Origin of the sequence: Streptomyces sp. NPDC002044, from assembly GCF_040296725.1 — a bacterium.
Taxonomy (GTDB): Bacteria; Actinomycetota; Actinomycetes; order Streptomycetales; family Streptomycetaceae; genus Streptomyces; species Streptomyces antarcticus.
In genome coordinates, this window is sequence record NZ_JBEOXU010000093.1 from 1 (window position 1) to 25,048 (window position 25,048).

19 protein-coding genes are annotated in these 25,048 nt (G+C 75.1%); 8 read left to right on the forward strand and 11 right to left on the reverse strand.

Annotated features, from left to right (window positions below; all coding sequences use genetic code 11):
- Positions 1-132: 132 nt before the first annotated feature.
- Entirely contained in the window at positions 133-714 is a 582-nt protein-coding gene (fxsA, locus tag ABT106_RS21800) for an FxsA family membrane protein (RefSeq protein ID WP_351279842.1), read from the forward strand.
- Between the two features lie 139 nt (positions 715-853).
- Here fxsA and ABT106_RS21805 read toward each other — a convergent pair whose 3' ends face one another.
- From ABT106_RS21805 to ABT106_RS21815, 3 genes are all read right to left on the reverse strand, one after another.
- A complete protein-coding gene (locus ABT106_RS21805) occupies positions 854-1,228 on the reverse strand; it encodes an RNA polymerase-binding protein RbpA (protein WP_031146696.1) in 375 nt (124 codons plus the stop codon).
- A 311-nt stretch (positions 1,229-1,539) separates the two neighbouring features.
- Positions 1,540-2,931, reverse strand: a complete 1,392-nt coding sequence (locus ABT106_RS21810) for an MFS transporter (RefSeq protein ID WP_351279845.1) — start codon at positions 2,929-2,931, stop codon at positions 1,540-1,542.
- Between the two features lie 67 nt (positions 2,932-2,998).
- On the reverse strand, positions 2,999-3,769 hold the full coding sequence (locus ABT106_RS21815; RefSeq protein WP_351279847.1) for a glycerophosphodiester phosphodiesterase family protein: 771 nt from the start codon (positions 3,767-3,769) through the stop codon (positions 2,999-3,001).
- A gap of 247 nt (positions 3,770-4,016) precedes the next feature.
- Here ABT106_RS21815 and ABT106_RS21820 point away from each other — a divergent pair, with 247 nt between their 5' ends.
- On the forward strand, positions 4,017-5,519 hold the full coding sequence (locus tag ABT106_RS21820; protein ID WP_351279850.1) for an SCO1417 family PLP biosynthesis transcription factor: 1,503 nt from the start codon (positions 4,017-4,019) through the stop codon (positions 5,517-5,519).
- A gap of 66 nt (positions 5,520-5,585) precedes the next feature.
- Here the strand turns inward: ABT106_RS21820 and ABT106_RS21825 are convergent, their stop codons facing one another.
- Positions 5,586-7,253: a hypothetical protein gene (locus ABT106_RS21825; RefSeq protein WP_351279853.1), complete on the reverse strand. Its 1,668-nt coding sequence runs from the start codon at positions 7,251-7,253 to the stop codon at positions 5,586-5,588.
- A 250-nt stretch (positions 7,254-7,503) separates the two neighbouring features.
- Positions 7,504-7,698 (reverse strand): hypothetical protein, encoded by a 195-nt coding sequence (locus tag ABT106_RS21830; protein ID WP_219665506.1) that lies wholly within the window; start codon positions 7,696-7,698, stop codon positions 7,504-7,506.
- 312 nt (positions 7,699-8,010) lie between these two features.
- Here ABT106_RS21830 and ABT106_RS21835 point away from each other — a divergent pair, with 312 nt between their 5' ends.
- Together ABT106_RS21835 and ABT106_RS21840 are read left to right on the forward strand one after the other, a co-directional pair.
- Positions 8,011-8,433 carry an ankyrin repeat domain-containing protein gene (locus tag ABT106_RS21835; protein WP_351279856.1) on the forward strand — a complete coding sequence of 141 codons (423 nt, stop codon included), beginning with the start codon at positions 8,011-8,013 and terminating at the stop codon, positions 8,431-8,433.
- A 331-nt stretch (positions 8,434-8,764) separates the two neighbouring features.
- Positions 8,765-10,162, forward strand: coding sequence for a HEAT repeat domain-containing protein (locus ABT106_RS21840; RefSeq protein ID WP_351279858.1), 1,398 nt, complete (start codon positions 8,765-8,767; stop codon positions 10,160-10,162).
- Between the two features lie 160 nt (positions 10,163-10,322).
- Here ABT106_RS21840 and ABT106_RS21845 read toward each other — a convergent pair whose 3' ends face one another.
- The 5 genes from ABT106_RS21845 to ABT106_RS21865 all read right to left on the reverse strand — a co-directional run bounded on the left by ABT106_RS21845 (position 10,323) and on the right by ABT106_RS21865 (position 13,933).
- Entirely contained in the window at positions 10,323-10,973 is a 651-nt protein-coding gene (locus tag ABT106_RS21845) for a hypothetical protein (protein WP_351279861.1), read from the reverse strand.
- Entirely contained in the window at positions 10,970-11,554 is a 585-nt protein-coding gene (locus tag ABT106_RS21850) for an RNA polymerase sigma factor (RefSeq protein ID WP_351279863.1), read from the reverse strand. The genes ABT106_RS21845 and ABT106_RS21850 overlap by 4 nt, the downstream gene beginning before the upstream one ends.
- Before the next feature lie 72 nt (positions 11,555-11,626).
- Positions 11,627-12,529 carry a 5-oxoprolinase subunit C family protein gene (locus ABT106_RS21855; protein WP_502979448.1) on the reverse strand — a complete coding sequence of 301 codons (903 nt, stop codon included), beginning with the start codon at positions 12,527-12,529 and terminating at the stop codon, positions 11,627-11,629.
- A 1-nt stretch (position 12,530) separates the two neighbouring features.
- Positions 12,531-13,151 carry a 5-oxoprolinase subunit B family protein gene (locus ABT106_RS21860; RefSeq protein WP_351279867.1) on the reverse strand — a complete coding sequence of 207 codons (621 nt, stop codon included), beginning with the start codon at positions 13,149-13,151 and terminating at the stop codon, positions 12,531-12,533.
- The gene (locus tag ABT106_RS21865; RefSeq protein ID WP_351279882.1) at positions 13,148-13,933 is read right to left on the reverse strand and encodes a LamB/YcsF family protein; all 786 of its coding nucleotides are present in this window, start codon (positions 13,931-13,933) and stop codon (positions 13,148-13,150) included. The genes ABT106_RS21860 and ABT106_RS21865 overlap by 4 nt, the downstream gene beginning before the upstream one ends.
- A gap of 238 nt (positions 13,934-14,171) precedes the next feature.
- Between ABT106_RS21865 and ABT106_RS21870 the strand changes: the two genes are divergently transcribed.
- The 3 genes from ABT106_RS21870 to ABT106_RS21880 all read left to right on the forward strand — a co-directional run bounded on the left by ABT106_RS21870 (position 14,172) and on the right by ABT106_RS21880 (position 21,558).
- The gene (locus ABT106_RS21870) at positions 14,172-15,677 is read left to right on the forward strand and encodes a hypothetical protein (protein ID WP_351279870.1); all 1,506 of its coding nucleotides are present in this window, start codon (positions 14,172-14,174) and stop codon (positions 15,675-15,677) included.
- 244 nt (positions 15,678-15,921) lie between these two features.
- A complete protein-coding gene (locus tag ABT106_RS21875) occupies positions 15,922-16,824 on the forward strand; it encodes a hypothetical protein (protein ID WP_351279872.1) in 903 nt (300 codons plus the stop codon).
- Between the two features lie 66 nt (positions 16,825-16,890).
- On the forward strand, positions 16,891-21,558 hold the full coding sequence (locus ABT106_RS21880; protein ID WP_351279874.1) for a coiled-coil domain-containing protein: 4,668 nt from the start codon (positions 16,891-16,893) through the stop codon (positions 21,556-21,558).
- Positions 21,559-21,695: 137 nt separating this feature from the next.
- On the opposite strand, the gene ABT106_RS21885 is transcribed toward ABT106_RS21880, so the two are convergent.
- Complete coding sequence (locus ABT106_RS21885) at positions 21,696-22,133, reverse strand: hypothetical protein (protein ID WP_351279877.1); 438 nt, start codon at positions 22,131-22,133, stop codon at positions 21,696-21,698.
- 418 nt (positions 22,134-22,551) lie between these two features.
- On the opposite strand from ABT106_RS21885, the gene ABT106_RS21890 reads away from it, so the two are divergent.
- On the forward strand, positions 22,552-25,048 hold a 2,497-nt coding region (locus ABT106_RS21890), incomplete at its 3' end, for a sensor histidine kinase (RefSeq protein ID WP_502979447.1).

The window sequence follows — 25,048 nt, forward strand, 5'->3', positions numbered from 1 at the left end:
TCGTCGAACGGGTTCGCCGCCGCGGCCGCCGGAGCCCCGGAGGAGAAGGTGGCGGGCGCCGCGGTGGCGGGGGCCCCCCGGTCGGCGGCCTGGGTGAGGCCGCTTTTACTCCGGCCCAGGCACAATGGTGGTATGACGACCGGCGTTCCCACTTCGACGGCCCCCCGGCGGCGCTCGCCCGCCCGTACCTTCGTACCCCTTGCCATCGCCGCCTGGCTGATCCTGGAGATCTGGCTGCTCACCCTGGTCGCGGGCGCGGCCGGCGGCCTGACCGTCGCCGCGCTGCTCGCCGGCGGGATGGTCCTCGGCGCGGTGGTCATCAAGCGGGCCGGGCGGCGTGCCTTCAAGAACCTGACGGAGACCTTCCAGCAGGCTCAGCAGGGCGTGCAGCCCACCCCGCAGCAGCCCGGCCGGGGCAACGGGCTCACCATGCTGGCGGGCCTGTTCCTGATGATGCCGGGCCTGATCTCCGACGCGGCGGGCCTGATCCTGCTGCTCCCGCCCGTCCGGGCGTGGATCGGCCGCCGCGCGGCCCGTTCGCTGGAGCGCAAGATGGCCTCCGCGCCCGCGGGCAGCTTCGGCGACGCCTTCCAGCAGGCGCGCATCCACCAGCCGGACGGCAAGGTCGTCCAGGGCGAGGTCATCCGTGATGACCGGCCGGGCCCGGAACACCAGGGCCCCGGCACCTCGGACCGTCCGCCGCTCGCCCCGTAGGGCCCGGCCACGACCCGAGACGGCGGACGACGCCGGCCGCTCCCGCCGGGACACGGATCCCGCACACGAAGGAAAGCCGAGGGGCCCCGCCACACTGTGTGGCGGGGCCCCTCGGATTGTGTCGTGCTTCGTCCGGCTGTCAGGCGGACTTGCGGCTGTCCCGCGGATGCACGGCAATGTTCATGGCGCCGGAACGGAGGACCGCAAGCCTTTCGGCAAGCACTTCCTCCAGCTCCTCGCGGGTGCGTCGCTCCATGAGCATGTCCCAGTGCGTTCGCGCGGGCTTGCCCTTCTTCTCTTCGGGCCCGTCCCCGTCCACCAGGAGTGCCATGGCGCCGCACGCCTTGCACTCCCACTCCGGCGGAATGTCTGCCTCAACCGAGAACGGCATCTCAAATCGATGTCCGTTCTGGCATGCGTACTCCACCGCCTGGCGCGGGGCCAGATCGATGCCGCGGTCCGTCTCGTAGCTGGTAACCACGAGGCGCGTACCGCGGAGAGCTCGCTCACTCATGAATCGTGCCTCCCGGGCTTGTCGCCCACAGGACAGGTGTCGCTGTCGTCGTCATCCGGTCAACGTCCGGCCGGCGGTATAGATTCCCGCTCCGGGTGATGCGTCGCCCGTCGTACCGCCCCTTGTTGTACCCACCAATGCCCGTTTTGTCACATCTGGCAGCAGATGTCACCCAACGTCGTCTCTTTCGAGCGCGCAGTAACGGTCCGCCTGGCAGGCCAAAGGCGTACACTACCGGCCCTTTGCTTCAACGTCTAAATTCGTTCGGAATTCGTTCGTGAATCCGGATCGGCGGTGTGCGCGGAGCGTCCTCAGATGCGTGCGGGTACAGGATTGCCTGCCGCCTCCACCGCGCGCCGCACCGGCACTCGCGCGAGGAGCACGAAACCCAGTGCGAAAAAGACCACCAGCGAGATGATCGCGTCCCGGTAGCTTCCCGTGACCTGGTAGGTCAGGCCGAACACCAGCGGTCCCACCCAGCTCACCCCGCGGTCGCTCACCTCGTACGCCGAGAAGTACTCGGCCTCCTTGCCCGCCGGAACCAGGTGCGAGAAAAGGGAGCGCGAGAGCGCCTGGCTGCCGCCCAGGACCAGTCCGATCATCGCGGCGAGGGCGAAGAACCACACCGGTGTGCGGGCCGGAAGGAAGTATCCGGCCGCCAGGGTCACCGCCCAGGCGACCAGCGAGCCCATGATCGTCCGCTTGGCGCCGTAGACGCGGGCCAGCCGGCCCATGCCCAGTGCGCCGGCCACCGCCAGGACCTGCACCAGCAGGACCGCCACGATCAGCGTCGTCTGGTCCAGTTCCAGCTCCTCCGAGCCGTAGACGGAGGCTTGGGAGATGACCGTCTGCACCCCGTCGTTGTAGATCAGGTACGCCAGCAGGAACGACAGGGTCAGCGGATAGCGGCGCATGTCCTTCAGCGTGGCGACGAGCTGCTTCCAGCCGCTGACCGCCGGGTCCGCCCCCTTCTCCCGGACCACCGCCCGGTCCCGCAGCCGGCGCAGCGGGATGAGCGCGAAGGCCCCCCACCACACGCCCGCCGAGGCCAGACAGATCCGTACCGCCGTGCCCTCGGAGAGGCCGAAGGAGTCGTGGCCCTGGTACAGCACCAGGTTCAGTACGAGCACGAGCGCCCCCGAGGTGTACCCGAAGGCCCAGCCGCGGGAGGACACGCTGTCCCGTTCGTCGGGCGTGGCGATCTGCGGCAGGAACGCGTTGTACAGGACCATCGACACGGCCAGCGAGGCGTTGGCGACGATCAGCAGCAGCCCGCCCAGCAGGTAGCGGTCGCCGTCGAGGAAGAACATGCCGGCCGTCGCGGCGGCCCCGGTGTACGCGGCGACCGCCAGCAGCGGCTTCTTGCGGCCGGTGCGGTCCGCGACCGCGCCCGCCAAGGGCATGACCAGAACGGCCACGATCACCGAGAGGGACACGGAGTACGCGAAGAAGGACCCGGCCCGGACCGGGATCCCCAGCGGGTGGACGTACCCCCCGGCGTCCGCGGCGGCCTTGGTGACGGCCGTCAGGTACGGGCCGAGGAACACCGTGAGCACGCTCGTCGAGTACACCGAGCAGGCGAAGTCGTAGAAGTACCAGCCGTGCTGTTCGCGCTTGCGGGCGGCGGCGGCGGTGTCGACCGCCGCCCGCGCACCGCCGTCCTCGGGCCCGGGCTCCGTCGTGTCCGTCGTCCGCGCACTCATCTGGTGCCCCCTCGCTGATGCCGTACCGCTGCGGCCCGCCGGGGCCCGCGCGCGGCCGGTGAGGCGGTCAGGCCCAGGCCCCGCGCCGGTCCAGCACCGTGCGCAAGATGTCGATCCGGTCGGTCATGATGCCATCGACGCCCAGGTCCAGGAGCGCCTCCATGCGTTGCGGTTCGTTCACGGTCCACACGTGCACCTGGAGCCCCCGCTCGTGCGCGGTGCGCACGAAGCGCCGGTCGACGACACGGACGCCCGCCTGGGTCTCCGGCACCTGCGCCGCCACCGCCCCGACGCGCAGGGCCGCCGGGATCGCGTACGAGCGCAGGCGCAGGCCGACGATCCCGCGGACGCCGTACGAGGTGGCCAGCCGGGGGCCGGCGATGCGCTGCGCCCGGGCCACCCGGCCCTCGGAGAAGGACCCCACGCAGACCCGGTCCCAGAGGCCGGCCCGCGCGATCAGGTCGACCAGCGGGATCAGCGCCGACTCGGCCTTGACGTCGATGTTCCACCGGGCGTCCGGGAACTCCTCCAGCAGCTCCTCGAACAGCGGCAGCGGTTCGGTGCCGGCCACCCGCGCCTCGCGGACCCGCGCCCACGGCAGTTCGGCGATGCGCCCGCGCCGGTCGGTCACCCGGTCCAGCGTGGGGTCGTGGAAGGCGACGAGCTTCCCGTCGGCCGTGGCGTGCACATCGGTCTCGAAGTACCGGTAGCCCGCGGCGGCGGCCCGGCGGAAGGCGGCGGCGGTGTTCTCCAGCCCGTCCGCGGCCCCGCCCCGGTGCGCGAAGGGGATCGGGGCGGGGTGGTCCAGATACGGGTGGCGAAGGCGTACGTGCGTCACGGCGGCAGTATGCACGCTCCCGCCCGGCGGGGCGGGAGCGGCCGGGCGAGCGGGGCGGGAGCGGCCGGGCCGGGGGCCGGGCCGACCGCCGGCCCCCGCCGGCCGCGTGGCCACGGGGGAGGCGCCGCGCGGCACCCCTCTGGCACGAGTGGACCGGCGCGTGACACCCTGGGGCGGCAGTCAGCAATCCAATCCCGGCCCGCGGCCCCTTGGCCCAGGCCAATCCGACGAAGGTGGACCGGACGCAATGGCCGAATGGACCTCGGCGGTCGGCGCCGCCCAGCTGGCCCGCCTCATCACCTCCCAGCAGGAGCGGACGGCGGTCCCCGGCACCCGCAAGCCGCCCGCGTACCGCACCCTGGCCGACGGGATCCGGCTGCTCGTCCTGGAGGGCCGGGTCCCGGTCGCCGCCCGGCTTCCCGCCGAGCGCGAGCTGGCCGTCGCCCTCTCGCTGAGCCGCACCACCGTCGCCGCCGCGTACGAGGCCCTGCGCGGGGAGGGGTTCCTCGAATCCCGCCGGGGCGCCGGCAGCTGGACGTCCGCACCCGCCGGGAACCCGCTGCCCGCCCGCGGGCTGGAGCCGCTGCCGCCCGAGTCCCTCGGCTCGATGATCGACCTCGGCTGCGCCGCGCTGCCGGCCCCCGAGCCGTGGCTCACCAAGGCCGTACAGGGCGCGCTCGAAGAACTCCCGCCGTACGCCCACACCCACGGGGACTATCCGGCGGGCCTCCCCGCGCTGCGCCGGATGCTCGCCGACCGGTACACCGAGCAGGGCATTCCCACCATGCCCGAGCAGATCATGGTCACCACCGGGGCGATGGGCGCCATCGACGCCATCTGCAGCCTCTTCGCGGGGCGCGGGGAGCGGATCGCCGTCGAGTCCCCGTCCTACGCCAACATCCTCCAGCTCATGCGCGCCGCCGGCGTCCGCCTCGTGCCCGTGGCGATGGCGGGCGGGCTCTCCGGCTGGGACATGGACGTCTGGCGCCAGGTGCTGCGCGACTCGGCGCCGCGCCTGGCCTACGTCGTCGCCGACTTCCACAACCCGACCGGGGCCCTGGCCTCGGAGGACCAGCGCCGCGCCATGGTGGAGGCCGCCCGGTCGGCCGGGACCGTCCTGATCGCCGACGAGACCATGATCGAGCTCCAGCTCGATCCGGACCTGGAGATGCCCCGGCCGGTCTGTTCGTTCGACCCGGGCGGCAGCACGGTCGTGACCGTCGGGTCCGCCAGCAAGGCCTTCTGGGCGGGCATGCGGATCGGCTGGGTCCGCGCGGCACCCGACGTGATCCGGAGCCTGGTCGCCGCGCGCGCCTACGCCGACCTCGGCACGCCGGTGCTGGAGCAGCTCGCGGTGAACTGGCTGATGCGGACCGGGGGCTGGCGGGAGGCCGTCGGGATCCGCCGCGACCAGGCCCGGGACAACCGGGACGCCCTGGTCGCCGCCGTGCGCCGGGAGCTGCCGGACTGGGAGTTCACGGTTCCGCGGGGCGGGCTCACCCTGTGGGCGCGGGCGGGGGGCCTCTCCGGCTCCCGGCTCGCGGAGGTGGGGGAGCGGGTCGGCGTACGGGTGCCGTCGGGCCCCCGCTTCGGGGTGGACGGGGCCTTCGAGGGGTACGTCCGGCTGCCGTTCACCGTGGGCGGCCCGGTGGCCGAGGAGGCCGCCGCCCGGCTGGCGGCGGCGGCCCGGCTCGTCGGCACGGGCGCGGGCGGCAGCGGCGCGGAGCCGCCGCGGACGTTCGTGGCGTAGCCGGGAGCGCGGGGCCGGGAGCGCGCGGCCGGTGGAACGGGGCCGGTGGCACGGAGCCCCGCGCCGTCACGGTGCCTCGGCCGGTACCTCCGGGATCTCCGAGGCGTCGAAGGAGGACCCCGATCCCGGCTCCGGGGGTTCGGGCTGTCCCGGGAGCGGCCTCGTCAGCGTGCCGTGGGCGCCGCCCGCGGTGTCACCGTCGGCGGTGTCGCCCGGGGCCGCCGGCTCGCGGCCGGGCAGCAGCTCCAGCACCGCCTGCCGCTGGGCCGGGTGCGTCGCGTCGTCGTACGGGTCCGGGGTGGCAGGCACCTGGAGCCGGTGGACGGGACCGGTGCCGAGCCGGGCGTACCCGCGGCCCGGGGGCACCTGGGCCGTCGGGGTGGTGTGCGGGGGGAGCCCCAGTACGTCGGTGATCTGCTGGATGGCGGCCGGTCCCAGGACGACCCGGGCCCGGGTGTGCTGCCAGACGGCGTCGTTCAGCAGCTCCAGGTGGTCGAACTGCTCGGCGACCACGACCGTGATGTGCGCGGCGCGGCCGTGCCGCAGCGGCACCTGGAGCTGGGCGAGCGGGTCGGGACGGCCGTCCGCGGCCGCGAGGTGCGCCAGCACGCTGGGCCGGTCCAGCAGGATCCACAGCGGGCGCCGGGTGTCCTCGGGGGCCGGCCGGCCCGCCTCGCGGGCCCGGTGGGTGGCGATGAGCCGCCGCTCGGTCTCCTGGGCGGCCCATTCCAGGGTGGCCAGCGCCCCGGTCGGCCCGCATTCCACGGCGAGGACGCCGGCCCGCCCGGACAGGCAGGAGTACTCGCCGCTGCCGCCGCCCTCCACGATCAGTACGTCGCCCCCGTGCCGCAGGGCCTGCAGGGCGATCGAGCGCAGCAGGCTGGAGGTGCCCGCGCCGGGCTGCCCGACGGCCAGCAGGTGGGGCTCGGTGGAACGGGGGCCGGTGCGCCAGAGCACCGGAGGCACGTCGCGCGGTTCGTCGCCGCCGTCCCGCACGGGGAGGGTCCGCTGCACGCTGCCCGCGTCGGTGAAGCCGAGCACGGTCTCACCGGGGGAGGTCACGAACGGCTGGGCGGCGATGCCCGTCGGCAGCGCCGCCAGCACGCTCAGGTCGAGCTGGTTGCCCTCCTCGTCCCAGTCGAAGAGGTACTCCCGTCCGCGCCCGGACTTGGCGTGCAGCAGGGCCTCGATCCGGGCCCGTGCGGCGGCCTCGCCGTCGGTGAAGTAGGCCGGGTAGCGGATGCGCAGCCGGGTGACGCGGCCCGCCTCGTCGAACGCGTAGCCGCTGAAGGCGTTGTCCCACTCCCCGCCGTGGGTGAAGAGGGGGCTGGGGTCCTCCGGGATGGAGAAGTACGGCACGAGGGCTTCGTAGAGGGAGCGGAGCCGTTCGGTCTCGGCTTCGCCGGGCCCGGTCTTCGCCGGGGTGCGGTCGCGTCCCTGCCAGGCCGCCGCCGCCATCAGGGTGATCAGGGCGAGGGCCGGGCCGTAGGGGACGAGGGCGACGACGAGAACGCAGGCGGCCGCGAGGAACAGCGCGGGGCCACGCTTGTCCTTGGGCGTCTGCGACCATCTGCGCCGCCCGGTGGAGGCCAGGACGCGCAGGCCGCGTCCGATGGTGAGGAGCGGATGGAGGACGTCGGTGGCGCTGTCGGCGGCCGTGCGGGCGAGGTCGCGGCCCCGGGCCAGCGACGTCGTGCCGCTGCTGAGGATGCGGGGAAGTGGGCGCCGGGCCACGGGCGTCTCCTGGATGTCGTGCTGACGGGTGATTCGGGTGTGGCTGGTGTTCCTGTGCCGTCGGTGGCCGGGCGGGGGAGCGCCGTCGCAGTGGTGCCCGCCGCCCGCAGAGCGGGGCCGGCGGGGGCCGGGTGCGTGCGGTCGCGCGGCGGCGGAGGGCGCCGATGCGGGGCATCGGCGACCGACGACGAGAACGCGGCGTGCGCGCGTGCCGGACCCCGTCGGCCAGACGGGACTTCGACGACGCGGCCTAGAGCTTGATCCCGCCGAGAAGCCCGGCGAGGCTGGCCGTGCTCGCCGTGATGCTCGGCGCGATGGCGGAGCCGGCGAGGAAGAAGCCGAAGAGCGCACACACGAACGCGTGCGTCAGCTTCATCCCGTCCTTCTTGAAGAACAGGAAGGCGATGATGCCGAGTAGGACGACACCTGAGATCGACAGGACCATGAGGTTTCTCCTGGTGGGTGGGGACAGTCACCATCAGTTCTTCCAGGCTCACAGCAAGTATCAATGCGACAAAAGGTGCATATAGGTGAATGCGCCACTTTTTCACTTGACCGGCCCACCCCGGCTGGCGCGTCCGGAGTGAAGGGGGGCAAGAGTGATCTTTGCCTCGGCCCCGCCCCTCCATGTGCAGGTCCGGGCGCTACCCTGTCGATTCACCCGTACGGACGCAGCGCCGTGCACCCCCTGCCCGCCCGCCCCGGGCCCGGTACACCGGACGGGCGCGCGAACAGCGAGCGAAAGGCGGTACGAGCGATGAGCGAGCACACCGAAGGCGGCTCCGGCTCCCAGGACGGCCCCGACGAGGACGTCATCGAGCTGGCCACCAAGATCTTCGACCTCGCCCGCCAGGGAGAGACCGAGACGCTCGCCGCGTACCTCGACGCCGGAGTCCCGGCGAACCTCACCAACGACCGCGGCGACACCCTCCTCATGCTCGCCGCCTACCACGGCCACGCCGGGGCCGTCACGGCCCTGCTCGCCCGCGGCGGCGAGGCCGACCGCGCGAACGACCGGGGCCAGACCCCGCTCGCCGGCGCCGTCTTCAAGGGCGAGGAGGCCGTCATCCGCGCCCTGCTCGCCGGCGGGGCCGACCCGAACGCCGGGACCCCCTCCGCCGTGGACACGGCGCGCATGTTCGCCAAGGCCGACCTGCTGGAACTCTTCGGAGCCAAGTAGTCCGTTTTTTGCCGCGCCCCGGTCCGGTCCCGCCGGTCGCGGACCTCACAGGTTGGTCACGGCGGCCGTAAATGTGGTCGCGGCGCACAAACCGACTGGGTCATCATGGCGACGGATTCGATTCGCGAACACGGCGGACGGGCAGAAGCGGGCAGGACACACAGAGTGTCCGGGCCCGGCCCGGACGCCCTGGTCCGGAGCACCGACGAGAGTGAGAAGGCAATGGTCTACATCGAGCGGAACATGACGGCGGACGTCCTCACATGCTGTTACGCGGCCCTGTGAATTTTGATTCCCGGTTGCGTCCCCAGCTTGATTTGAGGCCATTCCCATGTTCGAACCAGTCATAGCGCCGAGCGGCACCCTGCTCGGGCTCCTCCAGCGGGGCCGCGGCGACGGCACCCTGCACGCTCTCGCGGCGCCCAGGGCAGAAGCCCTGGACGCCCTCAACGAGTGCGTGCTCCGCGATCCGCGCCAGGACTGGCAGGTCGAGAACCGCTCCCTGTACTACGCCCGCCTGTACCTGGACCTCGACGGCCCCCTCGGCCCCGTCGAGGCCCACCTCTTCGGCGCCGACGACCTCCTCGACGAGGAGGACCACCGGACGGGCCTCGCCCTGTCCGTGCTGGGCCACCTGGCCTCGTACGGCCGCGACGACGCGCTCATGCTGCTGCGCCGCTACGCCGCCCGCGGCGCGAACTGGGCCTGGGCCCTGGACGAGCTCGCCCTGCGCGACGACGACGAGGGCCTGCGGTCCCTGGGCGCGCCGGTGCTCGCCCGCTTCCCCGCCACGGCGGAAGGCGAGGCGCGGCTGGCAGCCGCCGTCCGCGACGCGTACGAGCCCCGCCCCTGGAGCCTGTGGGAAGGGTCACCGCTGTACGGGGAGCGCTTGCGCGCCGCCCGGCAGCAGGGCTCCTTCGACCGCTGGCAGCGCCAGCTGACCCCGAGCGGGCCCCGGCCCGGCTGGGGCGTCCAGGCCGTCTTCGACTGGGCCGCCGACGGGCTGCGCCGCGGTACCCCGCTGCACGTCCCCGCCGCCCGCTGCCTCGCCGCCGTGGCCCAGGCCGAGGACCGCCCCGCGATCCTCGCGGCCGCCGCCGGAGCCTCGGGCGAGGCCGCCCGGGCCACCGCCCTGCACCACCTGGTCCTGGCCGAGCCGGAGAACCCGGCCGTACTGGACCTCATCGAAGCCGCCGCCGACGAACCCGCCGTCGCCGCCTACGAGCGCATGTGCGGCCCCGCCGCCGTCGAACGGGCCCGGCGCTGGATCCACCGGCCCGACGAGCTCGGCGCGGCCGCCGGAGCCACCCTCGCCACCCGCGGCGGAGCCGAGGACGCCACCCTGGTCCTGGGCGCCCTGCGCTCCACGGTCCGCGGCGCGGGCCCGGACAACCGGCGGCTGTTCGCCCTGGTCGACGGGGCGGGCCGGCTCGCGATCGGCTGCGCGGCCCCGGTGCTGCGCCACGTCTACCGCGAGACCTCCTCGTCCCACCTGCGCGGCCGTACGGCGCGCGCCCTCGCCAGCACCGACCCCTGCTTCGCGGCGGGCTTCGCCGTCGAGTGCCTGTGGGACTGCGAGGAGACCACCCGTGAGGTGGCCGCCCACCACGCCGAAACGGCCGACGCGCGCGTCGCGCCCCGGCTGCGCCGCCTGGCGGCCGACCCCGCCGAGGAAGAGGACGTACAGTCCGCCGTGCGGAGCCGGATCACCCCGGAGTCCGCCGTGTAGCAACCCGGGCGATCCCCGGAAACGGGCCCCGCGGGGGCGGGACCCGGACGCACCCCGGCCGGCCGCGCCTGCCCCGGGTCCGCCGCCGCCGGCCGGCGGCGGCGGACCGGGACGGTCACTCGGCGGAGCCAGTGCCGCCGGTGCCGGCGGGGTCCGAGAGCTACGGCCGATCGGCGGGGTCCGAGAGCCGCGCGAAATCGGGGATGCACTTCGGTATGGCCGACTTCTCGAAGATGCGGAGGCGCATCTCGTGCAGGCGCGTCTCCTCGTGCCACGAGGGCTTGACGATGACGACGGTGTGGCTCGCGGGTACCGTTTCCGCATTGATCTTCAGCAGTACGGGGCCGCCTCTGACCTCCTGGTGGGGCGGGAGGACGGGGGGATCGAGGGGGCGCCGGCGCAGCTCCTCTTCCGGGATCTCGTGGCCGGGTAGCCCGGCGCGGTCCACGGGGGAACACTCCGGCTTCGACACGACGGTGGCGACGCCGAAGCCCATGGCGCGGATCGCCCGCTCCAGGCCCGGCAGGGCCTCCTTGCGCTGGTCGACCCTGATCCAGATCGTGCCGTCGTCGTCCTTCGTCACCGCGTACGCGGGAGAGGAACCGCCCCGCTCTCCCAGGACGGGCAGGGCGACCAGCCCGGCGACCGTCGCCGCCACCGCGCCGAGGGCGAGCGGTACGCGCAGCCGACTCGCACGGGAGCGGGCCGGGGCGGGCGCCGGGTACCGGTCCGCGGCGATGGCCAGGAGTTCGGCCTTGAGCCGCTCCTCGAACGCGCGGGGCTTGCTGTTCATCGGGTTGTCTCCGTTCATCGGGCCACCTCCAAGTGGGTTTCACGGACGGGGTACTGGGCCGGACCCGATCCGCGCAGAGCGCGCCGGGCGCGGTGCAGGCGGACGCGGACCGTCGCCTGGGTGACGCCGAGGGCCCGCGCGGCCTCGGCCGGGGTGAGCTGGTCGAGCACCACCAGGTCGAGGGCGGCGCGCAGCGGCTCGGAAAGGGCGGCGTGCTGCTCGGCCAGGGCGCGGAACGCCCGCTGGGCGTCGATGCGTTCCTCCAGCGCGGCGACGTCCTCGTCGCCGAGCAGCCGGCGCCCGCTCAGCCGCGCCAGCGCGCCGCTCTCCCGGGCCAGCCCGCGGGCGTGGCCCGACAGGACGTTGCGGGCTATCCCGAACAGCCAGGCGACCGGCGCCCCCCGGTCGGGCCGGTAGCCGGAGGCCGAGTCCATGGCGGCGAGGAAGACGTCGGCCGTCAGGTCCGCCGCGACGTGCGGGTCGGCGACGCGGCGGGTGACGAATCCCAGTACCGCGTCGATGTGCTCCTCGTAGAACGCCCCGAATCCCCCGGGCGTGGTGAGATCCGGTGGTCCGTTCTCGTGTCGTGGGCTGCGCACCCGTTTCCTCCCCTGGGCGGGAGCCCGGTCGGCCCCCTCACTCCGTACTTGGCCGGAGCGGCCCGAAGCGTTTCACCGGACCGTCCCCGCCGCGCGCGCCGCCGCCGTCGCGGACAGGCCCGCCGCCCGCACGAACCGCACCGGGACCCCCGGCCGGGCCTGGGCCGCCGCGTCCAGGGCCGGGCCCGGCGGGACCACGCCCACCACCGGGTAGCCGCCCGTCACCGGATGGTCGGCCAGGAACACCACCGGCAGGCCGTCCGGCGGGACCTGGACCGCGCCCAGCACCATGCCCTCGCTCGGGAGTTCCCCCGGCCGGGCGCGCACCAGCGGCGTCCCGGCCTCCGTGCGCAGCCCGATCCGGTTGGACCTCGGCGACACCCGGAAGACCGAACGCCACAGCCCCGCGAGCGAAGCCTCCGTGAACCAGTCCGCCCGCGGGCCCGGGCGCAGCGGCAGCAGCAGCCGCGCGGGAGCCCCGGGCAGCGGGCAGAGGGCCGTCCCGGCCACCGGATCGGGACCCGCGGGTCCCACCGGGAGCAGCGCCCCGGCCGACAGCACCGGCGGGCCCAAGCCCGACAGCAGGTCCGCCGAGCGGCTGCCCAGGACCGGCGGCACGGCCAGGCCGCCCCGCACCGCCACGTAGCCGCGCAGTCCCGACTCCGCGCGGCCCACCTCCAGTTCCGCCCCGGCGGGCACCCGGACCGGCGCCCCCCAGGCCGCCGGGCGCCCGGAGACCCGTACGGAACAGGGCGCGCCCGTGACGGCCACCGTCACCGCCGCCAGGGCCCGCAGTCCGACCCCGTCGAGGGTGGTCTCCAGTACGGCCGCGCCCGGCGGGTTGCCGACCAGCCGGTTGGCCAGGGCGTAGGCCGCCGTGTCCAGGGCCCCCGAGCGGGGGACCCCCAGGTGGGCGTGGCCCGGGCGGCCTTCGTCCTGCACCGTGGTCAGGGCCCCCGGCCGCACCACCGCCAGCTCAGCCACGGCCGGCCTCCTCGAAGCGCACCCGCACCCCGGGCGCGAACAGCGCGGCCGGTTCCCGCTCCGGGTCCCACAGCACCGCGTCCGCGGTCCCGATCAGCTGCCAGCCACCGGGGGAGGAGCGCGGGTAGACCCCCGCGTACTCACCCGCCAGCGCCAGCGAGCCCGCCGGAACGGCCGTACGGGGCGTGTCCCGTCGGGGCAGGCGCAGCCGCTCCGGCAGCCCCGTCAGGTAGCCGAACCCGGGCGCGAACCCGCAGAACGCCACCCGGAACCCGATGCCGCCGACGATGCCCGGCACCGCCCCGGGGGCCACTCCCCACCGCCGGGCCACCTCCGCCAGGTCCGGCCCGTCGTAGCGCACAGGGACGGTCACCAGCGGCCCCCCGGCCTCCGCGAGCGGGGGCACCTGCCAGCGCGCGATGCGGGCCCCGAGCGCGGCCGGGTCCCGTACGCCGTCGAGCAGCACCGTCCGCGCCGCGGGCACGATGTCCCGTACGGCGCCCAGATCGCCCGCGTCCCGGCGGCGCAGCAGCTCCGCGTGGAGCGCCGCCACCTCGGCGTCCGAGCCCACCTCCACCAGCAGGGCCCCGGCGCCGACCACCAGCGTCTTCACGCGAAGGCCCCCACCGCGACCCCGGCGGCGCCCAGCGCGTCGCGCACGCGGCGGGCGAGGTCCGCGGCCCCCGGCGTGTCCCCGTGCAGGCACAGCGAGCGCGCGGCGACCGGTACGGCGGAGCCGTCGGCGGCCGTCACCACGCCCTCGGCGGCCATCCGCACCGCCCGCGCCACGACGGCGTCCGGGTCGTGCAGCACCGCTCCCGGCTCGGTGCGCGGCACCAGCGTCCCGGCCGCCGTGTACGCGCGGTCGGCGAAAGCCTCCGGCACCGCGGTCAGCCCGGCGTCGGCGGCGGCCGCCAGCAGCAGCGATCCGGGCAGCCCCAGCACCGGCAGGCCACCGGCGCCGGCGGCGGCCGCCAGGCGGACGCCCGCGACGACCGCGGCGGCCTGGCCGGCGTCGTGCACGGTGCGGTTGTAGAGCGCACCGTGCGGTTTCACGTACGACACCGTGGAACCGGCCGCCCGCGCGAACACCTCCAGCGCCCCGATCTGATAGGCCACCTCGTCCGCGAGTTCACCGGCCGGCACGTCCATGGAGCGCCGGCCGAAGCCCGCCAGATCGCGGTAGGAGACCTGGGCGCCGATCCGTACGCCGCGCTCCGCGGCCAGTTCGCAGACCCGCCGCATGATGGACGGGTCCCCGGCGTGGAAGCCGCAGGCGACGTTGGCGCTGGTGACGACCGACAGCAGCGCTTCGTCGTCGGTCAGCGTCCAGCGCCCGAAGCCCTCGCCGAGATCGGCGTTGAGGTCGATCGCCGCCGCCGGAGGTGTGATCATGGAAGCCATGCGCTGAGCGTAGAACGGCGGACGTGTGAATGCGGCGGGCGGGCGCGACACCGCCCCGGGCGCCTTTCCACCCGGGTTCCCGCCGTGTTCCCGCCGGGCGTCCGCCCGGTTCTCGCCCGTCGCCCGCTTGGTCCCGCCCGGCCCCGCCTCCGGTTCCCGCCCGCCGGGGACGATCCGGCCGAACCATGCCGTTTGGGTTGTTGTCAGGGTCAGCGCCTAGTCTTTGCGCGTGACTCTCCCCGCCCCGGCGAAGACCCTTCCGTCCCCGGCGCCGGGCCCGGCCGCCGACGAGGGCCTGGCCCGTCGGCTGCGCGCCCTCGCCTGCACCGCCCCGCTGCACGACCTCGACGTACGCAAGGCCAATCTGGCCGGCGAGTACGGGGTCTACGCGATGGCGGAGGTCGCGCTCGCCGCGATCGACATGGTCACGCTCAACATGGACTTCGACACCGGAGCCGACCACGAGCAGATAGTGACCAGGCTGCTCCCGCGCGTCGCCGCCCAGGCCCCCGCCCGCCCGGCGGCCGAGCACGAGCGGGTCGTCCGCTGGGTGCTGGAGAACCTGATCAACGTGGGCAGCGTGGACCGCGGCTTCCGCGCCATCTACGGCACCTTCGGCCCCGACGGCGCCTACGTCCGCCGCGACTACGACTTCAAGCTGATCGAAGAGGTCCTCGGCCACGGCGGCGCCGTCTACCTGCGCACCACCGACGAGGCCGTCAACGTCCTGGTCGGCGCCCTCGACACGGACGTCACCAGCGCCCAGATCGCCGCCGAGGTCAAGCTGGAGGTCCTGATCAGCCGCGGCCGGCTCGCGGACGCCCAGCTCGCCGCCGAGCAGGCCCGCTACCGGACCGTCCAGTACGCCGAGACCCTGCGCCGGACCCTCGACGCCACCCGGCGCAACGTCCGGGCCGTGGACTGGCTCGAGGCCGTCCCCGACATGATCGCGGAAGCCCTCGACCACGTCGCCGACCGCTACCGGCACGAGAACGCGATCCTCACGAACATCCGCAAGGCCCGCGACGAGGCCGAGGAACCGGAGAACAAGCGCCGCGCCGCCGAGCTCGTCGACATCGTCAAGGACTGCATCCGCCGCCACACCCAGCTCCAGTCGCGGCTGCTGGACGCCGGCCCGCTGTTCCGCGCCGAACAGGACCGCCAGGCGTTCGCCGCCCCCGCGCCGCGCTCCGGCATCGACCTGTACGGTCAGCTCGTGGCCCCGCTGCTGCCCCTCCCGCTGGAGCGGGCCCGGCGGGTCACCGACGCCTTCTTCGCGTCCGGCGCCGGCCTGCGCACCCCGGTCTCCGTCCGGGTCGGGGACCTGGTCGAGATCCTGCTCACCCCGCCCGTGGAGCGGGAGCACCTCGGCGTGGAGATGCCCGAGCCGGACCTCATCGCCACCCCCGACGACAGCCGCTTCAGCGAGGAACAGCTCGCCGCCGCGATGCGGCTCCTCGACCTCCCGCACGACGCGCCCCGCCGCCTGTCCGGGCTGCTCGCCGAGGCCCGCCGCAGCGACCCCGACCTGCCGTACCTGGTGGCCCTGCTGGCCGTCCACGCGGCGAGCCCCGCCGTCGGCACCGCCTACCGCCAGGGCGAGGAGCGGCTGCTCTTCGCGGTGGACGACGGCACCCGGCTGGAGGACGCCGAGTTCGGCGGCGCCGACCTGATCGTCGGCACCGCCCTCCTCGACGCCGCCGGCATGGCCGCCGACCGAGCGGAGGCGGCGTGACCCCGCCGGCACGGCCGCCGGCCGGGTCCGGGTGCGTGCCGGGGCGCTCCCCGCAGGGTGCCGAACACGGTTCGGCCCCGCTCTTCGGCTGCCCGTCACGTTCGGCACCCGAGGAGACGCCCCGGCGCGCGCCCGGACCCGGCACCCCCACCGCCCCAGGCCCCCGCCCCGGCTCCGCCGCGCACCGCACCCGTACCGCCCCTGGCGGCTCCGCCGCCCACCGCACCGCCGAGGAGACGTACCCGTGAGCGACCACCACGCCGAGCACCCCGCGTGGAGCGAGCCCGACGCGCCGTCGGCTCTCGTCGCGCCCGCCCACGCGCCCGCCGTCACCCCCGCCGACGCTGCCGACGCCGCCCGGCTCGTCTCCTTCGGGCTGCAGCCGAAGCTGCTCCCGGCCCGAGACGCCGAGTACGCCGAGCTGCTCCGCCGCTACCGCGAGGACCCCGGCTTCGGACGCCTCGCCGACGCCATCGCCACCGGCCTCGGGCTCGTCGTCCTGGAGGTGTCCGCGCGGGCCGGCATGGCGGTGGCCGCCGACGAGGACTCCGTCTTCGCCGTCCGCATGGGCGACTACGCCCGCCGCACCGCCGCCGACTCCGCCGACCGGTTCCTGCACGGCCTGGCCCACCTCGCCGTCGCCGCCCTCGCCTTCCCCCGCCCCGAGGACCTCGCCGACGACGGCTACATCGGCCGCATCACCGTCAACGGCGTCGACGCCTTCGTCCGGCAGACCTGCCGCCGCCTTGAGGAGCGCGCCGGGGAACTCGGCGAGAACACCGACCCGGCGACCGACGCCCCCGGCCTGGAGGCCGCCTGGCGCGTCTACGCCCGCCGCAGCTCCACCGGCGCCACCAAGGACGCCCGCCGCCTCGCCGGATCCACCACCGGCATCGTCGGCAAGGCCGCGGCCTTCCTCACCGAGTCCGGATTCCTCCAGCGCACCGGTGACGAGGCCGGAGGCACCTACCGCACCACCCCCCGCTACCAGCTCCAGGTCCGCGACATGGCGGGCAGCGCGGCCATGGCCGAACTCCTGGAGCTGGGCGTGGTACCCGTCAGCGACGGCTCCGCCACCCTCCTGCCGCCGCCCGAGGGCGACGACCTGGAACTCGCCGCCGACGCGGGACTCCCCTTCCACGCCTGAGCCGCGCCGCCCCCGAGCACCCCCGCCCTCCGTACGACCCACGAGAGACCACGAGAGTCCGCCGCCATGTACGAGCTGTCCCGGATCCGCCTCTACTCCATCGGGCCCGCCGGCGCGCGCTACGCCGACACCGTGCTCGACCTGCGCGGAGTCGGCCAGCCGGTGCCCCACCCGGCGCCCGCCCAGGCGGAGTTCTTCGAAGAGGAGCCCACCGGCCCGCCGCGCCGCCCCGCGCCCGCCGGCGTGCTCTTCCTGGAGAACGGCGGCGGCAAGTCCGTCCTCCTCAAGCTGATCTTCTCGGTGATGCTCCCCGGCCACCGCAACACCCTCGGCGGCGCCAGCTCCGGCGTCCTGCGCAAGTTCCTCCTCGCCGACGACTGCGGGCACGTGGCCCTGGAGTGGCAGCACACCCAGACCGGCGAGTGCGTCGTCGTCGGCAAGGTCAGCGAGTGGCGCGGCCGCCAGGTCTCGGGCGACCCCCGCAAGTTCGCCGAGACCTGGTACTCCTTCCGCCCCGGACCGGGTCTCAGCCTCGACAACCTCCCGGTCGCCGAGGCCACCTCCGTAGGCCCGCCCGTCGAGGGCGTCTCCGGGGCCCAGGGCCGCCGCCGCACCATGAAGGGCTTCCGCGACGCCCTGACCGAGGCCGGCAAGGCATACCCGCACCTCGAGGTCTGCTTCGAGGAGATCCACGACCGCTGGAACGAGCACCTCACCGACCTCGGCCTCGACCCCGAACTCTTCCGCTACCAGCGCGAGATGAACGCCGACGAGGGCGAGGCCGCGGGCCTCTTCGCGGTCAAGAAGGACTCCGACTTCACCGACCTGCTGCTGCGTGCCGTCACCGACACCCGCGACACGGACGGCCTCGCCGACCTCGTCCACGGCTTCGGCAACAAGCTGGGCCGCCGCGCCGAGCTCATGGCCGAACGCGACTTCACCGCGGGCTCCGTGGACCTGCTCACCCGCATCGTCGAGGCCGCCGGGACCCGCTCCCGGCAGCGTGACGTCCACGCGGGCGCCGAACGCCGCACACGCACCCTCGCCCGGCGGCTGTCCGCCCGCGCCGGCGAGGAGCGCGGCCGCGCCGCCGACCTCGCCCAGCGGGTCACCGGCGCCGCCCACGAGGTCACCGCCGCCGAATCGGCCCGCGCCCGCAGCGCCGCCGTCTCCGCCGAACTCGCCTACCGGCACGCCTCGCTGGCGCTGACCGTCGCCGACAAGGCCGCCGCCGCCCAGCGCCGCGAACTCATCGAGGCCCGCACCCTGCACGCCGCCTGGCAGGCCGCCGAGAACGTCCTGCGCCACCGCGCCGCCGCCGACCGCTCCGCCCGCGTCGCGTCCGCGATCCTGGAGGCCGAGCGGGACGCCGCCCCCGCGCTCGCCGCCCGGGCCACCGCCGCCGGCGAACTCGTACGGGCCCTGCACACGGCCGCCGAGCACGGCGAGAGCCTCGCCAACGAGGAGGAGGAGCGCTCCGCCGAGCTCCAGGCCACCGGCGAGGCCGCCCACCGCGACGCCACCGCCTCCGCCACCGCCGCCCAGCGCGCCCGCAGCGAGGCCGAGCACCTGCGGGCCCGCCTCGGCGAGGTCCAGGAGGAGACCGCGGAGGCGGTGCGCGCCGGCTGGCTCGACGACACCGCCCCCGACGCCGACCCGGCCCGCGCCGCCCTGGCCGCCACCGACGCCGAGACGAGCGCGGTGGCCGCCTGGGACGAGGCCCGCGACGCCGCCCGTACCGCGTCCGAAGCCGCCCGCGACGCCGCCGCCGTCGAATCCCGCGCCGAGCTGACCGCCGCCCGCGCCGCCGACGCCGCCGACGCCGCCGAGAGCGCCCACGCGGCGGAGCACCGTACGGCCGCCGCGCTCGCCGAAGCCCCCCGCCTGGCCGACCTCCTGGGCCTCCCCCCGGGCGCGGACGCCGCGCTGCCCGGCCCGGCGGTGCCCGGCCCGCGCGCCGCCCCGGAGCACCCCGGCGCCGCGGCCGCCGCCTCCCGTACGGCGCCGGCCGGAGCGGAGAGCGGCCTCACCGCCGAGGACCTCGACCGGGGCGCCGACGACCTGCGCGAACTGCTCACCGGCGCCGTCGCCTCCGCGGAACGCCAGCTGTTCGACCTGCGCACCGCCGCCGCCGACGACTCCCGCATCCTCGGCGCCCTCGGCGACGGCGGGCTGCTGCCGCCCGGCCCCGACGTCCTCGCCACCGTCGAACACCTCGGCGAACACGGCATCCCCGCCCTCCCCGGCTGGCGCTACCTCGCCCAGTCCGTGGACCCCGTCGACCACGCCGCCGTCCTCGCCGCCCGCCCCGAACTCGTCGACGGCGTCGTCATCACCGACCCCGACACGCACAGCCGCGCCCGCGAGGTCCTCTCCCAGGCGGCCCTGCTGCCCCGCTCCACCGTCGCCGTCGGCACCGCCGCCGCCCTGCTCGCCCCCGTGCCCCCGGCAGGCGACACCGACACGGCCGTCTTCCTCGTCCCGCCGAACCCGGCCATGCACGACGAACACGCCGCCGACGAGGAGCGCCAGGCGCTGCGCACCCGCGCCACCGCCCGCGACACCGAGATCCGCGACCTCGCCGCCCGCCTCTCCGGGGACCGCGAGCTCGCCGCCCGCCTGAACTCCTGGCGCACCGGATGCCCGCCCGGCCGCCTCACCGAACTCGCCCGGCAGGCCGGGGCCGCCCGGGCGTTCGCCGAGGAGACCGACGCCGAGCTCGCGGAGGCCCGTACCGTACGCGCCGAGGCCGACGAGGCCGCCGCCGACGCCACCCGCGTACGGGACGAGCGCCAGGACGCAGCCCAGCGCGCCCGCCGCGTCGCCGACGCCCTGGCCGGCCTCGCCTACCGGCTGCGCGAGCGCGCCGGCTGGCAGGCCAGGGTCCGCGAACTCGCCGACGAGGCCGCCGAGTCCGAGGCGCGCGCCGAAGCCTGCCTCGACCGCGCCCGCGCCGCCGACGAGGACCGCCGCGCCACCCAGCGCGCCGCCGACGACGCCCGCCGCACCGCCCGCGCGCTGCGGGCCGAACGCGCCGAGATCGCCGGAGCGCCCGACCCCCTCCCGCAGGACGACGGCACGCCCAAGGCGCCCCTGCCCGACCTCCGCGAGGCCTACCGAGCCGCCTCCCAGCTCTACGAGAAGGTCGGCGTCGGCGCCGACCTGCGCGCCGAACAGGCCCGCGCCGAGAGCGACGAGAGCGCCGCCCTCGCCGAACTCGACCGGCTCACCAACAAGGTCCGCACCCGAGCCGCCCAGCTCCTCGAAGGCACCGACGGCGCCGACGGCCCCTCCCGCCAGGCCGCCGCCGCCCGCGCCGAATCCCTCGTACAGATGCTGGAGACCCGCGCGTCCGCCGCGAGCGAGCAACTCGGCCGGCTGCGCGGCGAGGCCGAGCGGCACGCCCCCGCCGAGGGCGAGGCCCACACCGAACTGTCCGAGGACCTGGTCCCCGTCGATGTCGAGCAGGCCCAGGCCCTGCTGCGCACGGCCACCGCCCAGCTCGCCGCCCACACCGCCGCCGTGGAAGGCGCCCGCTCCGCCCACGCGGACCTGCTGCGCTCCCACCGCACCGCCGAGGACGGCGCCGGAGGCTTCGAGGAGACCGCGGCCCTGCTGCGGGACCTCCTGCGCGACCACACCCACCCGGACGACGACCAGGAACCCGTGCCCCACCGCGGCACCCTGGAGGAGGCCCGCCAGTCGGCGGCCGAGGCCCGCCGTTCCCTGCGCGGCTGCGCGGCCGACCTGTCGGCCGCGGAGGCCGCCGTACGGGAGGCGAGCGACATCCTCGTCCGCCACGCCAACGCCACCCGCTACGAGCAGGTACGCACCCCCGCGCGCCAGCAGATCCGCGAACTGCCCGCCTCCGCCCTGCCCGAACACGCGGCGGCCTGGGCCACGGCCTTCGCACCCCGGCTGCGCGTCCTCACCGACGAGCTCGCCCAGCTGGAGCGCAACCGGGACAGCATCGTCGACCGGCTGCGCGGCCTGGTCGAATCCGCCCTGGCCACCCTGCGCTCCGCCCAGCGGCTCTCCCAGCTCCCCGAGGGCCTGGGGGAGTGGTCGGGCCAGGAGTTCCTGCGCATCCGCTTCGAGGAGCCCGACCAGGCCACCCTCAGCGAACGGCTCGGCGAGGTCATCGACGAGGCCACCCGTACGGCCGTGCGGAAGAACAGCACCGCCTCCTTCGGCGAGGGCCGCCGCGACGGCATGTCGCTGCTGCTGCGGGGCGTACAGGCGGCGCTGGAGCCCAAGGGGATCTCCGTCGAGATCCTCAAGCCGGACGCGGTGCTGCGCGCCGAGCGGGTACCGGTCGGCCAGATGGGTGACGTCTTCTCCGGCGGCCAGCTGCTCACCGCGGCTATCGCGCTGTACTGCACCATGGCCGCGCTGCGCAGCAACGACCGCGGCCGGGACAAGCACCGCCACGCGGGCACCCTGTTCCTCGACAACCCGATCGGGCGCGCGAACGCCACGTACCTGCTGGAGCTCCAGCGGGCCGTCTCGGACGCGCTCGGCGTCCAGCTGCTGTACACCACCGGCCTGTTCGACACCACGGCGCTCGCCGAATTCCCGCTGGTCATCCGCCTGCGCAACGACGCGGACCTGCGGGCGGGCCTGAAGTACATCAGCGTCGAGGAGCACCTCCGCCCGGGTCTGCCGCAGCAGTCGCCGGACGGGGAGGCCATCCACGGGGAGATCACGGCCACGCGCATGTTCCGGCGCAACTGAGCCCCGGGCTCCGTTTCGACGCGGGGCCTCTCCCCGGCACGGGGCGGCCTCTCCCCGGCACGGCGGGGCTTCTCCGCGGCACTGGGTGGCTTCTCCCGGGCACGGGGCCGCACCGTCCGGCGGGCCCCGGGGCGCCTCTAACGCCGGCCGAACGCCGTCAGGGGCCCGTCGTCCCGGGACACGCGCCCCGGGCCCGGCTCGCGCGCCGCCGCCCGCTCGGCCCTGCGGGCCTCCCGGCGGCGGCGCCGCGCCGTGCTGCTCGGCTCCGACACCACCCCGTACCGCTGGTTCCACATCTGCCGGGTGATCCACACGTCCAGCACGCCCCACGTGGCCACGATGGTCCCCGCGATCGCGCACAGCGCCATCGGGAAGGCCAGCCAGGAGGTGGTCAGCGTGAGGAAGAAGGCGACCGTCGCCAGGGTCAGCGTCACGGCCACGATCAGCACCGCCCGCACCGCCGACGTCCGCACCGGATCCGGCATCCGGGGCTTGCGGGCCGGCTCCTCCACCCACAGCCCGCGCGCCCGGACCTCCGGGCCGTCGCCGACGGCTCTCTCCTCGTACCTGCTCATGGTCCGCTCACTCCCCACCGCGCGGTCCGCCATGCCTGCTTCACGTCTACCCCAACGTGCCCGCTCGAAGAGGAAGACGTCCGGCGCGATCGAGAGATTCCCGCATCGCGGACACCCCAGGGCCCCGTCGATTGCGGAACGAACAATTCCAGCCATCCATCCGATTGCGGGGACTGACGCCCCACCAGGTGTCATCTGCCGCATATCGCACCACTCTTGGCCGGAGGTATCGGACAACTCGTGATCTTCATCCAGAGGTCAGGCCGAAAACGTCCGGACGCGCCTTCGATGCTGTCGCCCGGCAGTAGTAGGCTCACGCCGTTTAAATGACGGAACACCGACTCCCCGTAACGGGGTTGAGCTGGGGGAGGCTGGGGAGGCCATGCGCTTTCGCGGGAAATCCATCCGCCGGAAGATCGTGGCGTTGCTCCTTGTGCCGCTCATCTCCCTGACAGCCCTCTGGGGCTTCGCGACGGTCATCACCGGCCGTCAGGCCGTTCAACTGCTCGATGTCGCGTACGTCATCGACAAGGTGGGCTATCCCATCGAGGACGTCGTCCGCGCCGTCCAGAAGGAGCGCCGCCAGACCCTCGTCGTGATCGGCGACCCCCGCGCCTCCACCGCCACGGCCGAGCTGGCCAAGCGCCGGTCCGCCACCGACGAGGTGATCGACGAGATCCGGGCGAGCGCCCGTGACCCCGAGGTCACCGACGAGCTGAGCGCCCAGAACGCCCAGCGCCTGCGCTCGATCCTCGCCGCGTTCCACGGCATCGAGGGGATCCGCCGTTCCGTCGACCAGAACACCCTCGACACCGGCCAGGCCCTGGAGTTCTACGGCCGCCTCGTCGATCCCTGCTACGAGTTCCTGATGAACCTCCACGCGCTGGAGAACGTCGAGATGGACAAGCAGGGCCGCGCCCTCGTCGGCATCACCCGGGCCCGCGAGGCGCTGTCCCGCGAGGACGCCCTCGTCGCCTCCGCCTTCGCCGCCCGCAGCGTCAACGCCGCCGACCTGCGCCGCGTCTCCGACCTCGCCGCCAACCGGGCCCTGCTCTACGACTTCAACCTCGCGATCCTCCCGCCCGCCGACCGCGAGCGCTTCGAGCGGTACTGGGCCGGCACCGACTCCAAGGTGCTGCGCGACGCGGAGGAACGGTTCCTCAACGCCGGCGCGGTCAAGAACCCCCGCAGCAGCACCGCCGCCCAGTGGGACGCCGCCGCCACCAAGGTCCTCGACGACCTCGCCACCATGGGCACCGAAGCCGGGGACCGCTACCAGAAGCGCGTCGAGCCCGTCGCCATGGACGTCCTGCTCCAGGCCGCCGTGGCCGGCATCCTCGGCTTCATCGCGCTGATCGTCTCCCTGGTGCTGTCCGTGCGCATCGGCCGCGAGCTGATCCGCGACCTGTCCCGGCTCCGCAAGGACGCCCACGAGGCATCCGGCGTCCGCCTGCCCGGCGTCATGCGCCGCCTCGCCGCCGGCGAACACGTGGACGTGGAGACCGAGGCACCCCGGCTGGAGTACGAGAAGGACGAGGTCGGCCAGGTCGGCCAGGCCCTGAACACCCTCCAGCGCGCCGCCGTCGAGGCCGCGGTCAAGCAGGCCGAGCTGCGCCGCGGCGTCTCCGAGGTGTTCGTCAACCTGGCCCGCCGCAACCAGGTGCTCCTGCACCGTCAGCTGACCCTCCTCGACACCATGGAACGCCGCACCGAGGACACCGAGGAGCTCGCCGACCTCTTCCGCCTCGACCACATGACCACCCGCATGCGCCGCCACGCGGAGGGCCTGGTGATCCTCTCCGGCGCCGCGCCCTCCCGCCAGTGGCGCAAGCCCGTCCAGCTGATGGACGTCGTACGGGCCGCCGTCGCCGAGGTCGAGGACTACGAGCGGATCGAGGTGCGCCGGCTCCCGCGCCTGGGCATCGCCGGGCCCGCCGTCGCGGACGTGACCCACCTCATCGCCGAACTCCTGGAGAACGCCACCGTGTTCTCCCCGCCGCACACCGCGGTCCAGGTGCACGGCGAACGCGTGGCCAACGGCTTCACCCTGGAGATCCACGACCGCGGCCTCGGCATGAACCCGGACGCGCTCCTCGACGCGAACCTCCGGCTCGCCGAGACCCCCGAGTTCGAACTGTCCGACACCGACCGCCTCGGCCTGTTCGTCGTCAGCCGCCTCGCGCAGCGCCACGCCGTCAAGGTCGTCCTCCAGCCCAGCCCGTACGGGGGCACCACCGCGGTGGTGTTCCTCCCCGTGGCCCTGCTGACCGAGGCCCCCGACACCAACGGCACGGGCATCCGGCTGAACGCCGGGGTCGGCGCCGGCATGGCCGGGAAGCCTGGCAAGCCGGGCAGGCCCGGCGCGATCCCGTCCGAGCGCAACGCGCCCGCCGTGGGACGGGCCCCCTCCGGCCGTGCCCTGCCGGCCGCCGAACTGCGCGGCCCCGTCGAGCTGGAGGCGCCGCTCGGGGTACTCGGCCTCGACGGGCTCGACGACCCCGCCGTCGTGGACGGCACCACCACCGGGATCACCGGACTCACCGGCGTCGGCGGCCGCCCGGCCATGGCCACGCTGGACGACGAGACCCCGCCGAACGGCCTCGCGCGCAGCGCCCTGCTCGGCCTGAGCCCGGCGGAACGCCCGCCCGTGGACCGGCCCGCGGAGCGGTTCGCCGACCGGCCCACCGACCGGCCCACCGAGTCCCGGCACACCGGCGAGCGCCACCCCGACCGGCGGTCCGACCGGGTCGGCGGCCCCCGCAAGGGCGAGCGCGAGCCGCTCGCCCCCACGGGGCCGGTCCGCCTCGACGGCGCCCGCGCGGACGCCTCCCGCCCCGACGGCCCCCGCGGCGGCCAGGGCACGGTGCCGCTGCCCCGCCGCCGCCCCGCCCCGACGCTGGTCGCGAACCACGGCC